Annotated in this window: 12 protein-coding genes; 6 read left to right on the forward strand and 6 right to left on the reverse strand. The window is 70.1% G+C overall.

Annotated features, from left to right (window positions below; all coding sequences use genetic code 11):
• Nucleotides 1–24: 24 nt before the first annotated feature.
• Together ACTOQ1_RS07990 and ACTOQ1_RS07995 are read left to right on the forward strand one after the other, a co-directional pair.
• Entirely contained in the window at nt 25–789 is a 765-nt protein-coding gene (locus ACTOQ1_RS07990; protein WP_440065547.1) for a DUF998 domain-containing protein, read from the forward strand.
• A 225-nt stretch (nt 790–1,014) separates the two neighbouring features.
• Nucleotides 1,015–1,260, forward strand: coding sequence for a hypothetical protein (locus tag ACTOQ1_RS07995; RefSeq protein ID WP_440065549.1), 246 nt, complete (start codon nt 1,015–1,017; stop codon nt 1,258–1,260).
• Nucleotides 1,261–1,343: 83 nt separating this feature from the next.
• Here ACTOQ1_RS07995 and ACTOQ1_RS08000 read toward each other — a convergent pair whose 3' ends face one another.
• The 4 genes from ACTOQ1_RS08000 to ACTOQ1_RS08015 form a co-directional block, all read right to left on the reverse strand.
• The gene (locus tag ACTOQ1_RS08000) at nt 1,344–2,348 is read right to left on the reverse strand and encodes a metallophosphoesterase family protein (RefSeq protein ID WP_440065550.1); all 1,005 of its coding nucleotides are present in this window, start codon (nt 2,346–2,348) and stop codon (nt 1,344–1,346) included.
• 186 nt (nt 2,349–2,534) lie between these two features.
• Nucleotides 2,535–2,873, reverse strand: a complete 339-nt coding sequence (locus tag ACTOQ1_RS08005; RefSeq protein ID WP_440065552.1) for a DNA/RNA helicase domain-containing protein — start codon at nt 2,871–2,873, stop codon at nt 2,535–2,537.
• A complete protein-coding gene (locus ACTOQ1_RS08010; RefSeq protein ID WP_440065553.1) occupies nt 2,755–3,711 on the reverse strand; it encodes a hypothetical protein in 957 nt (318 codons plus the stop codon). The genes ACTOQ1_RS08005 and ACTOQ1_RS08010 overlap by 119 nt, the downstream gene beginning before the upstream one ends.
• A gap of 162 nt (nt 3,712–3,873) precedes the next feature.
• A complete protein-coding gene (locus ACTOQ1_RS08015; protein ID WP_440065554.1) occupies nt 3,874–4,230 on the reverse strand; it encodes a nucleotide pyrophosphohydrolase in 357 nt (118 codons plus the stop codon).
• A gap of 575 nt (nt 4,231–4,805) precedes the next feature.
• On the opposite strand from ACTOQ1_RS08015, the gene ACTOQ1_RS08020 reads away from it, so the two are divergent.
• From ACTOQ1_RS08020 to ACTOQ1_RS08030, 3 genes are all read left to right on the forward strand, one after another.
• Nucleotides 4,806–5,063 carry a hypothetical protein gene (locus ACTOQ1_RS08020; RefSeq protein ID WP_440065556.1) on the forward strand — a complete coding sequence of 86 codons (258 nt, stop codon included), beginning with the start codon at nt 4,806–4,808 and terminating at the stop codon, nt 5,061–5,063.
• A 613-nt stretch (nt 5,064–5,676) separates the two neighbouring features.
• On the forward strand, nt 5,677–7,134 hold the full coding sequence (locus tag ACTOQ1_RS08025) for a phenylacetate--CoA ligase family protein (RefSeq protein ID WP_440065557.1): 1,458 nt from the start codon (nt 5,677–5,679) through the stop codon (nt 7,132–7,134).
• On the forward strand, nt 7,131–8,048 hold the full coding sequence (locus ACTOQ1_RS08030) for a hypothetical protein (protein ID WP_440065558.1): 918 nt from the start codon (nt 7,131–7,133) through the stop codon (nt 8,046–8,048). The genes ACTOQ1_RS08025 and ACTOQ1_RS08030 overlap by 4 nt, the downstream gene beginning before the upstream one ends.
• A gap of 268 nt (nt 8,049–8,316) precedes the next feature.
• Here ACTOQ1_RS08030 and ACTOQ1_RS08035 read toward each other — a convergent pair whose 3' ends face one another.
• The gene (locus ACTOQ1_RS08035; protein ID WP_440065559.1) at nt 8,317–8,787 is read right to left on the reverse strand and encodes a MarR family winged helix-turn-helix transcriptional regulator; all 471 of its coding nucleotides are present in this window, start codon (nt 8,785–8,787) and stop codon (nt 8,317–8,319) included.
• 69 nt (nt 8,788–8,856) lie between these two features.
• Here ACTOQ1_RS08035 and ACTOQ1_RS08040 point away from each other — a divergent pair, with 69 nt between their 5' ends.
• Nucleotides 8,857–10,959, forward strand: coding sequence for an MMPL family transporter (locus ACTOQ1_RS08040; protein ID WP_440065562.1), 2,103 nt, complete (start codon nt 8,857–8,859; stop codon nt 10,957–10,959).
• Between the two features lie 33 nt (nt 10,960–10,992).
• On the opposite strand, the gene ACTOQ1_RS08045 is transcribed toward ACTOQ1_RS08040, so the two are convergent.
• Nucleotides 10,993–11,997, reverse strand: coding sequence for a ferritin family protein (locus ACTOQ1_RS08045; protein WP_440065563.1), 1,005 nt, complete (start codon nt 11,995–11,997; stop codon nt 10,993–10,995).
• Nucleotides 11,998–12,199 lie beyond the last annotated feature (202 nt).

Genomic DNA, 12,199 nt, shown 5'->3' on the forward strand with positions numbered 1-12,199 from the left:
ATGTCGGCCGAAGAGGGGAGAGCCATGTCCACCATGCGGGGACGGCGCCTGACGAGGGCGCTGCTGACCTGCGGCGCCGTAGCCGGACCGCTGTTCGTCCTCGTGGTCGTGATCCAGGACTACACGCGCGCGGACTTCGACCCCCGGCGGCAGCCGCTCAGCATGCTGAGCCTGGGCGACCTGGGGTGGATCCAGATCACCAACTTCGTGGCCACCGGGCTGCTGAACATCGCGTTCGCGGCGGGGCTGTGGCGGGCGCTGCGTCCGGGCCGCGGCGGGACCTGGGGGCCGTTACTGATCGGCGCGTACGGAACCGGCCTGGTCGCCGCCGGTGTCTTCCGCTTCGAACCGGCGTGGGGCTACCCGCCCGGCGCGCCGCGGGGTCTTCCCGACGACCCCGGCCTGGGCTACATCCTGCACGGCGCCGCCTTCGGCCTGGTGTTCGTCTCGCTGGTCGCGGCGTGCTTCGTCTTCACCCGCTACTTCGCCGTACGGGGAGAGCGCGGATGGGCGCTCTACTGCGCGGCCACCGGAGTGGCGCTTCCCGCCCTCTACCTGCTGGCGGGGCTGCTGTCGGACGGCGGCGAGGACTCCCGGCCACTGAGCCTGCTCCTGCGCGCCGTCGCGTTCCTGGGCTGGGGGTGGGCCGCGGCGCTCGCGGTGCGGGTGCGCGGATCGTACCCGTCGGCTGGCCGAAGGTTATTCGAGCAGGTCACGGAGGTCAGGTCCCAGGTCGTCGCCGACCGTGCGCAGAGCGGTCTCGGCGCGCAAGGCGAGACCTCCACATAGAAGCGCACCCGGTCCAGCACGCGCCTCTCGTCGGCGGGCAGCTCGCGCAGGCGCAGGACGGAGGCGACGTCGCCGCCGGTCCGCCAGGAGCGCACGAGGGGAAGTGAACCTCCGCTCCTCGGCTCGGCGGCGATCACCACTGCCCGGCTCCGGTTCGATTCGCACGCTTCGAGGCGGGCGGCGAGGTCATCGCCCTTCACCTCCCGGATTCGGTAGGAGAGCGCGGTGAGCTCGGCGCGTGGCCAGGAGGCGGCGACCAGAGCGGCGGCACGGGCCGCGGCCACCACCTTCTCCCGCTCGTCGGGGTCGCGGGCCTCGGTGAGCAGAGACTCCAGAGCCGCCCAGCCTCCGGCGATCGCGGGCGCGAGCGGTCCCTGGTGGAGCGCGGAGGCGATCTCCAGGGCATCGTCGAGCGTGCTCCTTGCCTGCTCGCCGAAGCGCTGGAGTCGACCCGGTTCGGTGGTCACCTGATCCCTGGGGAACCCTGGTTCCTCGCGTGACCGTGGAGCCGATCGGACGGGTGATCTCCAGAACAGGCCTGCCCCTTCGTCCGGTCAGTCGGGCAGTTCGGGTACGACCAGTCCCAGCGCGGTCGCCAGGTCGATCGTCCTGCGCGGTGTCGAGCAGCGCCTGGCCAGGACGGTCTGGTCGAGCCGGCCGTCACGGGCCTGGAACAGGTACTGCGCGGCGGGGTGTCGGCGCAGCTCGTCCGTGGTGAGCTCACCGGCGACGCGATGCGCCGCGGTCGTCAGAGCGGGAAACGACGACCGCAGATCCGCGGCCCACCTCTCCACCGTCTCCAGCCAGTCGTGTACGGCGGGGTCGGGCGTCGAGGAGAATCGCACGATCGCCTCGGCCAGCTCAGGCCAGGTGAAATCAGGCCAGGGCTTGGTCTTCAGGACGGGCAACTGCCACCGACGCTTGACGATCGACCAGTGGTCCGCGTGCGCCGCCACCGAGTGGATCGTGAATCCCGGCACGCACAGCGCGGTCAGGTTCCAGCCATGGCAGGCACCGGTGTCCAGGCCGAAGATCCTGCCGTCGCGGATCATCGGCTCGCGTCCGGCCACATGATGACCGAACACGACCGGCTTGGCGTCGGTGTAGTGGTCGTGCCAGTGGCCGTCGGGGAACAACGCGGTGAGCTCTCGCTGGCCGCTGGTCGAGCCGCAGAGGATCTCCTCTTTCTGGTCGGCCGGCGGCACTCCGGGCAGCATCGCGGCGTGGACGACACGGACATGCTCGTTCTCGAAGTAGTACGGCAGCGTCCGCATCCAGTGGACCGTTTCGGCGTAGTGGTCACCCAGTTGCAGGCGCGTGATCTCCTGCGCGTAGGAGAAGATCCCGCGTACGTGCTTGCGCTCGTGGTTGCCCATCACCGCGACCGAGTTCGGGCGCTCGCGGAAGAACCTGACCACCTCACCGGGCGCCGGGCCACGGTCGACCAGGTCGCCGACGCTGACCAGCAGGTCGTCCGGGCGGAGGTCGACTTTCTCCAGCAGCTCGATCAGCTCGTCGAAGCAGCCGTGGATGTCGCCGATGATGACGGTACGTCGCACCTCGGCGAGCCTAGACAAGTGGCGGTTCGGCGTGCAAAGGAGTATTCGAGGAGGCGCTGAGAGACGACGACGGCAGGCCGCCCCACGGCGGTGGACGCCCGACACCTCGCAGGCGACGGTGCGTCGGCCCCGCCGGGTGACCGTGATCGTCGACAACGGCCTGTGGGAGCAGGCGCATGAACCTTCTCACCCGGCGCCGGAGCCGTTGACGAGGCCGGAGAGGAACTCCTGGGTCTCGGGGTCCGCCGCGTACAGGACCACCCCCGCCAGCCCTCTGGTGAGCAGCACCTTGTAGGTGTTGCGGATCAGGCGGTCGAACTGTTCGGGGGTGACCGACGACCTTGTCAGGTCCTTGTCCTTGCATCCCTCACGTTCGGTGACGAGCCTGCCGCCACGGGCCAGCAGGTCAGGGCCGATGATCACGCCCGCCCAGCCGAACTCCAGGCCCTGGGCCGTGTAGACGCAGCCGATCTGGCCGAATCCGCCGGGTGCGCTGGCCCAGATCTGGCTCGGGGGAGTTGGCACTGGCCATGTAGTGCAGCAGCTCGATGGCCACGGCGGTCTTCCCGCTGCCGGGGCCGCCGGTGATCGTGACGACCCGCTTGGTGTTCGCGGCGAAGGCACCCTCGACCGCGTGCCGTACGGTCTCGAACGCCTTCTGCTGTTGGTCGACGAGGATGAACTTGTCGCGTCCCTTGAGGACGTTCGCGGCCTTCTCCAGAAGCGGCCGGTTCGGCTGGACCCGCCCGTTGACGAGGCGCTCGGCCGCGGGGTGCCCCTCCGCGTTCTCGAACCGGTCCCTGAGATAGCCGACGAACGCGCTCCGCTCCGTCTTGGTGAACAACCGGACGTTGCTGTCCAGGGCCAGGTCGAACAGGCCGGGAACGCTCTGCCGCGTCGCGTTGTGCAGGTAGGCCACCCCTCGGAGCGCGTCACTCCGCCCCTCCAGGGCCGCGACGAAGTCGGCGATGTATTCGCAGTAGTGCTCGACCTGGAGCACTGGGTGCAACCAGGGGCCGCCGGACATGCCTCCGACGAGCACGAGTTTGGGATCGTCCTCGAACAGCTCGGCCTGGCTCCACTGCTTCAGCTCCACCACCACGTACGCGTCACCGCTCGTGCGGCGGTCGACCCCGGCGAGGACCACGTCGGCGCGCTTGCTGGTCAGCGGGAGCTGGTACTCGACCAGCATCTCGACGGCGCCGAGCCCGGCGTCGACCAGGTCGCGGGCCAGGACGGGGAGGCTGCGGTCCCAGGACCTGCGTTCGGCGTCGGAGGGGTTGACGCGCGCGGTCCTTCGGAGGTGCTCGGCGATGACTTCGCTCAGCCGTCGTTCGGGAACCGAACCGTTGGTCGTCAGCATGGCGAGACTTTCGGCGGAATGCCGAAATGCCGTCACGGACCTACCCCCAGGCAGCACGAGAGACTCGTGCGGTATGGGGGCGTGTCCGCGCTCAGACGATGAGCGGAAGCCCGTCGGGCCGCATCACTACGCCAGGCACATTACAGCGATCATCCGACAAAATCAGGCGAGCGGCGGGGCCTTCCTGGCCGACCCCCGATAGGTCTCCGCGTCGTAGCGCCGGTCGCTCTGGTCGAGCTTGGCGCAGGCCGCCTCGACGAGGTCGATCCCCAGCACGTCGGCGAGCCGGGTCAGATAGATCATGACGTCGGCCACCTCGGATCTGAGGCGTTCGGCGGCCTCGGGGTCGTCCATGACGCTCGCGGCCTCCTCGGGCGTCAGCCACTGGAGCTCCGCGAGCAACTCGCCGACCTCGCCGGCCAGAGCCATGGCCAGGTTCTTCGGCGTGTGAAACCTCTCCCAGTCCCTGACCTCGGCGAACCGCCGAAGTTTTCCGGCCAGTTCCTCAAGCTCTGTCATGGGAGCAAATTACCGGCAACCATGATCGACGCCATCAGCAACTCGCACGGGGTGGCGGTCACCTCGGCGAGCTCGTCGTGCCAGAACTTCCGCGCCTCCCGCACGGACGGTGCGGACGAGAATCCGGGCGCGGTGCCCGGCGGGACGCCGTCCCGGCACCGGACGACCCGGCGCGAAGCGGTTCGAAGCCATGCGAGGTCTCGCGAGGCCCCCGTGGTCCCGCGAGGCCGGAAACGCCTTATATACCGGGATTCCATTCTCCGGTCGGGTCATGCTGCCTCATCCCGCCCGCCACGATTGCGGTCAGGATTAAACCGGCGGCGATTGCCAGACGGGACGTTTTCATTTCTCTCTTTTTGCTGCATTTCCTGCGATGAGGAAATTTATTCGGCCTGTCGGCTGTTCCGGCCGGCGCCGATGGAGCATCGAAGTGGTCTCGGCAAAGTCGGTCCGACAATTCCCGGTCTGCCGGGGAGGAGATGGTGCGATCAAATGATCGAACACGGGACGGGCGTATGGGAACCTGGAAGCTTCCAGGTTGACAAGAATGGCTGCTGTGCCTTAAGGGGCCCGAGATGACGGGCATGCGTCCGGTCGACGGTGCGATCGGTCGTGAGATCGTTGAGCGCCACGAGGCCGAGCGGGGCGGCCGGCACCCCCATGGCGGCGAACCGCGGCAGGCCGTCGGGGGCGGACCGGGGACCATCCGGGACCGCGTGAATGCCGGCGTCATCGGCCGGCCGAACTCCTGGTGGACGGGCGTCCTGGCCTGCGCCGATGTTCGCCGCGCACGTCACGCCCACGTCCTCCGCGCCGGCGTTGCCGGAGGGTGACGAGCCGCGTGGCACGGGATGCGCAGGAACGCTCCGGCGCCCTCAGGGCGGCTCGCGCCAGGATGTCCGGTCGAGGCCGCGGCGAGTCGCGGCTCCGGTGAGGGGACCTCCCGCCAAGGCCGCCTGTGGAGTCTCCACGACCGGGCCCACCGTGAGGATCCCGGCCGTGCGGCGGCTCGCCTTCGGCGGGAAGGGCGTCTCGCGCCACCCCCGAGCGGACCTTCTCCCGAATTAAGGCCAGACTTATCAGCAAAAATCTATAAACCTATACACGTCATGCTGTCAATAATTGTAAATAGGTTTATGCAGAAAATAGTAGACATTTACCGCGATTGACTGAACTCTTGACGGTGTGCCGGGGGTACCCGAAGGCCGCTTTTCGAAGTGACCGAAACGCTCGGCGCCATTGACGGGGATGAGAGGAACCGAAGGGAGGGAAAAATGGTCAAGGCTGCCTTCGCCTACTGCAAGTACGCAGTGAGCGCGATCACCGCTGTCGCTTTCGTGGTGTGCCCGTACTAGTCGACGGGATCCAAGGGTCGCCCCGGAGCGCGTGCGCCCCGGGGCGACCCGGTTCACCGCCGGCTCCCTGCCGCCATCGGAGGATGAATTCGTGCTGAGGACCGCAGTGGCCCAGCTGCACCATGGTCTTTCCCTTGTGTTCGGTCGCCGGCTCCGGGTGGCGAACATCGAGCGTGTCGTCGCCGACATCGTGGCCACCCGTGCCGAGTTCGGTGGGATCGGCGACCTCGACGCGTTCCGCGGCACCTCGATGTCGGTCCAGGACCGTAAGCCCATCGACGACCGGAGGTTGCGCCGCCTCGCACGCATGGCGTACGCCGAGACCCCGTACTACCGGGACCTCTTCGATCGTGTCGGCATGCGGCCGGACGAGGTGAACCTGTCGACCCTGGAGCGGCTGCCGGTCACGCGCAAGGAGACCCTGCGCGACACGCCCGAGGCGCTCGTGAACCGCGGTGTCCGGCCCTGGTACCGGGCGGAGACCTCCGGCACCACCGGCCCGCCGTCGTCGGTGTGGTTCTCCCGCTACGAGGCCGAGCTGCTCACCGCGATGACCGCGGTCTCGCTCCTGATCGACAACCGGCTCGGCGAAGGCGACGTCATCCAGCTCAACCTGGTCTCGCGTGCCTTCTTCGGAATTCACTGTTTCGCCGGGGCGGCGGCGCTGATCGGCGTGGCGCCCAGCTCCCTCGGTCTGGTGGAGCCCGAGATCTCGCTCTCCCGGCTGGCGGGTGGCGCCCGGCTCTCCGGCGCGGAGGCCCGGCCCGTCCTGCTGGTCACCTACTCGAGCTACCTCGGCCTGCTGGTGGAGGCCGGTGAGCGGCTCGGGTACACGGCCGCCGACTTCGGGCTGCGGCAGATCACGTGCGGCGGCGAGATCCTCACCGAGGGGTTGCGCCGTCGCGCCGAACGACTTTTCGGGGCCACGGTCGTGGAAACCTACGGGATGACCGAGATCGCTCCGTCGAGCGGCCAGATCTGCACCGGGGGGCATCTGCACTTCCACCCGGAACAGGGCATCACCGAGGTGCTCGATCTCACCGGGACCCGGGCCGCCGAGCCCGGTGAGCTGGGAGTGCTCACCTTCACCCCGGTCTTCCCCTACCGGGAGACCACCCTCCTCCTCAGGTTGTTCAGCGGGGACGTGGTGCGCCGGCTGGCCGATGACGATCTCGGCTGCGAGCTGGCGCGGTTGCCGGCCACCTCACGGGTGCTGGGCAAGGACGGGCACCTGTACGGCTTCGCGGGCCGCACCGTGACCCCGCGCGACATCCTGGAACTCGTCGAGGCCGATCCGGCGGCGAGGTTCCCGTCCCGGTGGTCCCTGCGGACGGGGGCCGACGGGCTGGAGCTGCACATTCTCGGCGACGATCCGCAGGCCGCCGACCGGATCCGAAAGCGGGGCCTCGAACAGGAGATCCCGCTGTCCCGCGTCATCGTGCACGGTGAACGCGCCACGATGCCGCCCACCGCGCCCGTACGCGCGGACCTGCGCGAGCTGAGCTTCGCCGACGCGACCCTGAAGAAGCATCCGGAGGCCGCACAGTGAATTCCGCCCTCGCCGAGATCGTGGTGATCGTCCTCATTCCGGCCGCGGCCATCCTGCTCGGAGTGCTCTACTTCCTCCGGGTGCGGATGGAACGGCCCCCGGTCGGGGTGTACACGCTCGGGGACGTCATGATCATGATGACCGCCGTCCTCGTCATCCCCGTGGTCTACCTCGCCCTGCCGTCGTCCGCCGTCGCGACGGTGCTGGGCCTGATGACCGTCTTCGCGATCCAGATCACCCTGGCGCCGCTGCTGTCGGGGCGGGTGGCGCTGCTGGTGGCGTTCGGCGCGGCCGCGCTCGATCTCGTCCTCTTCCTCTCGGGGTCCTCCGCGGCGACGGCCTGGAACAACGTCCTCCTGCTGATCCTCGTCATCGGCGTGTGCAACCTCTACGTCCAGAGTGGCATCAAGGCTCGCGACGTGGCCGTCTTCGCCTTGCTCCTGGCCGGCTACGACCTCGTGGCCACGACGATGCTGCCGATGATGGGCGACTTCCTGCGCAAGGTCATCGACCTGCCGTTCGCGCCGGTCTTCGCCTGGTGGGGCGGGCCGCAGCCCATGGTGATCGGTCTCGGGGACGTGCTCATGTTCGTGTTGTGGACGCTGGTGGCGTTCAAGGCGTTCGGACGGGAGGCCGGCTGGTCGGCCGCGGGCGTCTCACTGGCGCTGGCCGCGACGCTGGTCCTCGCGATGCGGACGGGCCTGCTGACGGAGCCGTTCCCCCTCATGGTGCCGGCGGGCCCCCTGATGGCCCTGCAGTACCTCTTCTGGCGCAGGGCGCGGGGCCCCGAGCGAACGACGGCCGCCTACCAGGCATCGCGCGAGGCCACCGCGCCGCCTGTCCTCCAGGCTCCGGCCGGAGCCGCGGAGGCGCGGCCGCCCGAGCGGCTCGCCGGGCACACGGTGGCCGAATGACTCGCCGGGCACACGGTGGCCGGATGAGCGGCCGACGGGTGTAGCGGCCGGCACCGCACCCCCGCGGCGTGACCTCGCACTCGACCGTTCCGGGAACCGTACGGCCGGCGCGGCATGGAAAAGCCCGCGTCCCTGGATGGAGGGGAGCCCGCGTCTCTCCCCGGTCCTCGCCGCGCGCGTGGGCGAGGTCAACGAGGGATGCTCCACGGCTCGGTGAAGCGGGCGCTCCCGGAACGCAACCGTTCGGCCCGCGCGCTCGAAGGAAGGGTCAGCCGGAACCCGGCGCGCCTCGCAACGCGTCGAGCTCCTCGTTCATGGCGTCGAGGAAGGCGGCCGCGGCGCGCAACTCCTCCGGGCTGAACCGCCGCAGGACGTTGTCCGTGCTACGGCCGAGCGGGCGGAAGAAGACCGCGGCGAGTTCCTGCGCCGCGCCGAGGTAGTGGAGGTGGACCACGCGCCGGTCGTGCAGGTCGCGAACCCGGCGGATGTGCCCGGCCCGCTCCAGCCTGTCGAGGCACGCGGTGACGGCACCCGAGGTGAGGTTCAGCTCCTCCCGCAGTCGGCTGGGCGTGATCGGCGACGGAGCGTCGAAGATCTTCATCAGGGCCTGGACGTCGGTGGGGTGCAGCCCGTGCTGGTGGGCGAACTCGTGGGCGATGCGGTTGAACTCCGCGGTCATCCGGCGCAGTCGCACCGCGAAGGACAGCAGGTCGATGCCCTTCTCGCTGTCGCCGTCCATACCGCCATGCTACATTAACTCAATTATTGAGTATCTTAATGATTGAGTTACATGTGGGAGGGTGATCTCATGACGCGGCGACCGATCCGCTGGCTTGTCCCGGCGCTGCTGGTGCTGGTCTGGCTGGCCGTCGGCGGAGGGCTGGGGCCGTTCGCCGGCAAGCTCACCGAGGTGTCCACCAACGACCAGGCCGCGTTCCTGCCGCAGAGCGCGGAGTCGACACGCGCGCTGGAGGTCCAGGAGCGGTTCCGCCAGGACGCGACGCAGCCGCTCATCGTGGTGTGGACCGCGGACGGCAAGAACGTCACTCCCGAGCAGGGCGCCGCGGCGACCCGGGCGCTCGCCTCGCTGCGCGGCACCGAGGGCGTCGTCGGGACGCCCACGCCGTCCATCCCGTCGGACGACGGCCGGGCGCTGCAGGGCGTGGTCCAGCTCGGCCCCGACGTCGAGGACTCGCTCGGGGAGACCCTGGACCGGATCGGCTCGGCGGTGGCGGTCGACGGCCTGCGGGCTCAGCTGGCGGGGCCGGCGGCCACCCGGGCCGACCTGTCCGACGCCTTCGCCGGGATCGACGGCCTGCTTCTCGGGGTGGCGCTGATCACCGTCCTGATCATTCTGCTGGCGGTGTACCGGAGCGTTCTGCTGCCTCTCATCATCATCGGCGGCGCGATCTTCGCACTCGGCCTCGCGTGCGCCGTGGTGTACTTCCTGGCCGACCGCGACATCGTCCGGGTCGACGGTCAGGTGCAGGGCATCCTGTTCATCCTGGTCATCGGCGCGGCCACCGACTACGCGTTGCTGCTGACCGCCCGCTTCCGGGAGGAGCTGGCCACGACCGGCGACCGCTTCACCGCGGGCCGCGTCGCGCTGCGGCGCTCGTTCGAGCCGATCGTCGCCAGCGCCGCCACGGTGGCCCTGGCCCTGCTCGCGCTGCTGCTCAGCGGCCTGACCAACAACCGCGCGCTCGGCCCGGTGGGCGCCATCGGCATCGCGTGCGCCGCCCTCAGCGCGCTCACCTTCCTGCCCGCGGCCCTCGTCCTGCTGGGCCGCGCCGCCCTGTGGCCGGCGAAGCCGCGCCCGGCCGACACGGCCGACGCCGAGGGGCGCGGGATCTGGAGCCGGGTGGCCACCCTGGTCGACCGCCATCCGCGCCGGCTCTGGATCGCCACCATCCTGCCTCTCGTCGGCCTCGCCCTCCTCGCGCCGCAGCTGAACGCCAGAGGAGTGCCGCTGGACGAGACCTTCGTGAACGACGCGCCGTCGGTGGCGGCGCAGGCGACGCTGAGCGAGCACTTCCCCGGAGGCTCGGGGCAGCCCGCGGTCATCGTCGCCCCCGCCGGGCGTGCCGCGGCCGTGGAGAAGACGGCCGGCGGCGTCGAGGGCGTGTCCGACGCCGCGGTGGTCTCCCAGAGCGGGCGACCGGGTGACCCCCCCAAGGTCGTCGACGGGCTCGTGCTGGTGGAGGCGACGCTGGACGACGCGCCGGACGGCGACGCCGCCCAGGACACGGTCAGGCGCCTGCGCGCCGCGCTCGCCTCCGAGAACGGCGTCATGGTCGGCGGTTACAGCGCCCAGCGGTACGACACGACGGAGACCGCGAGGAACGACACGCTGCTCATCGTCCCGGTCGTCCTGGCGATCATCCTGCTCATCCTGATCGCCCTGCTGCGCTCGCTGGTGGCGCCCGTGCTCCTGGTGGTCACCGTCGCGCTGAACTTCCTGGCCACCCTCGGCGTCTCCACGCTGGTCTTCACGCACGTGTTCGGCTTCACCGGCGTCGACGCGTCCGTGCCGCTGTACGGCTTCGTCTTCCTGGTCGCGCTGGGGGTGGACTACAACATCTTCCTCATGTCCAGGGTGCGGGAGGAGACCGCGCACCACGGGGCGCGGGAGGGGCTGCTGCGCGGGCTGGTCACCACCGGCGGGGTGATCACCTCGGCGGGCGTCGTGCTCGCCGCCACCTTCGCCGCGCTGGTGGTGATCCCCCTGGCCTTCCTCGTGCAGATCGCCTTCATCGTCGCCTTCGGCGTCCTGCTCGACACCCTGGTGGTGCGCTCCCTGCTGGTCCCGGCGCTGGTACGGGATCTGGGCGCGCGGGCCTGGTGGCCCAGCCGCCTGGGCCGTTCCGAAGCGGGGCGGGAGTCCCGGGAACTGGCCGAAGCGTCGAGGTGACATCCGGCCCGGGTGGCGGTGCGGGCGAAGCCGTCACCTCGAAGCGGGACACCGCCCTCCAAGGGCGGACAACGCGGCGGTGAAAGCACGCGCGTGCCCCAGCTCGTCGTGTGCGATCTCCGTCAGCAACTCCGCCGCGGTCGTGTCACCGGCCGCGGCGGCCCGGCGGGCGTAGCTCGGGTACATCCGGTCGCCCTCACGGGTCTCACCGGCGATCGCCTCGCACAGGTTGGACCTGGTGCCGCGAACCAGGCCGGCGAGCGTCGCCTCCTCGGCGAAATGCTCGGTCAGTTCGACCCGTGCGGTGCGGTCGAACAGTACGGCGAGGTCCGGCCGGCCGGTCGCCCGGGCACGTTCGGCGTAGAGGGTGTACGCCGCGTGGGCGAACGCCTCTCCACGCATCGCGCTCCGCAGGTTGCGCAGAGTCCGTGGCGACGACACCTCCGGCCTTCCCGCGGGGATGCTCACCGCTTCGACGATCATGCCCCCCGGGACGGTCGCACCGGACGACGGATCGCTGACGGCTTTCAGCGCCCGGACGAAATCGCGGCGATGCCGGGCCTCGTCCCCGCTGATCTCGGTGAAGAGCCTGGCCGCCTCCAGGTCGCCGTCTGCCTCGGCCTGCGCGGCGAACCTCCTGTACATGGTGGTCGCCTCGTAGGACTCCCCGGCGATGGCGGCGCGCAGGTTGGCGGCGTTGTCACCGACCAGCCCGATCAGCTCCGCCTGTTCGGCGAAATGCTCGCCGAGCTCGACGGCCGCGGTGCGGTCGAACAGCGCCCGCACATCCGGCAACCGTTCCCTGGCCGCCTGGGCGGCGTAGGCGCGGTACTCGGCGTGGGCGAACGCCTCGCCGTGCATGGCCGCGGTCACGTTGGCCCGCGTCGACGGATCGATGCCGCTCGCCCCGTGGCCGGGCGAGGCAGTGGCGCCTTGGCCGGGCGAGGCGGTGGCGCCGCCGGCCGGAGTGGCGAGAAGCGCGACCGTGCCGAGAGCGGCCGCACCGATCCGCCACCGGGCGAAACCTTGGATTCTCATGTGGCCCCCGATCCGCGAGCTCCTACGGCCCGACACTGTGAACGCGGTCGAGCCGGGTCGCCATGCGGGTTCGAACGCATCGGATTCGTACCCTTGCGTGAGCTTCGGACTTCCCCGGAGATTAAGGTTCGAATGATCATTGATTAAAGGCGGCCGGAGCGGCTCGACCGCCACCGCGGGCCTGCCCGGTCACGGAACAGCC

It is taken from the genome of Streptosporangium sp. OZ121, from assembly GCF_051918885.1.
Taxonomy (GTDB): domain Bacteria; phylum Actinomycetota; class Actinomycetes; order Streptosporangiales; family Streptosporangiaceae; genus Streptosporangium.

What these genes read in the sequence shown, in the direction of transcription:
- ACTOQ1_RS07990 (WP_440065547.1), top strand. Translation starts at nt 25, where the DNA reads ATGTCCACCATGCGGGGACGGCGCCTGACGAGGGCGCTGCTGACCTGC.
- ACTOQ1_RS08010 (WP_440065553.1), bottom strand. Translation starts at nt 3,711, where the DNA reads ATGCTGACGACCAACGGTTCGGTTCCCGAACGACGGCTGAGCGAAGTC.
- ACTOQ1_RS08015 (WP_440065554.1), bottom strand. Translation starts at nt 4,230, where the DNA reads ATGACAGAGCTTGAGGAACTGGCCGGAAAACTTCGGCGGTTCGCCGAG.
- ACTOQ1_RS08020 (WP_440065556.1), top strand. Translation starts at nt 4,806, where the DNA reads ATGACGGGCATGCGTCCGGTCGACGGTGCGATCGGTCGTGAGATCGTT.
- ACTOQ1_RS08035 (WP_440065559.1), bottom strand. Translation starts at nt 8,787, where the DNA reads ATGGACGGCGACAGCGAGAAGGGCATCGACCTGCTGTCCTTCGCGGTG.
- ACTOQ1_RS08040 (WP_440065562.1), top strand. Translation starts at nt 8,857, where the DNA reads ATGACGCGGCGACCGATCCGCTGGCTTGTCCCGGCGCTGCTGGTGCTG.
- ACTOQ1_RS08045 (WP_440065563.1), bottom strand. Translation starts at nt 11,997, where the DNA reads ATGAGAATCCAAGGTTTCGCCCGGTGGCGGATCGGTGCGGCCGCTCTC.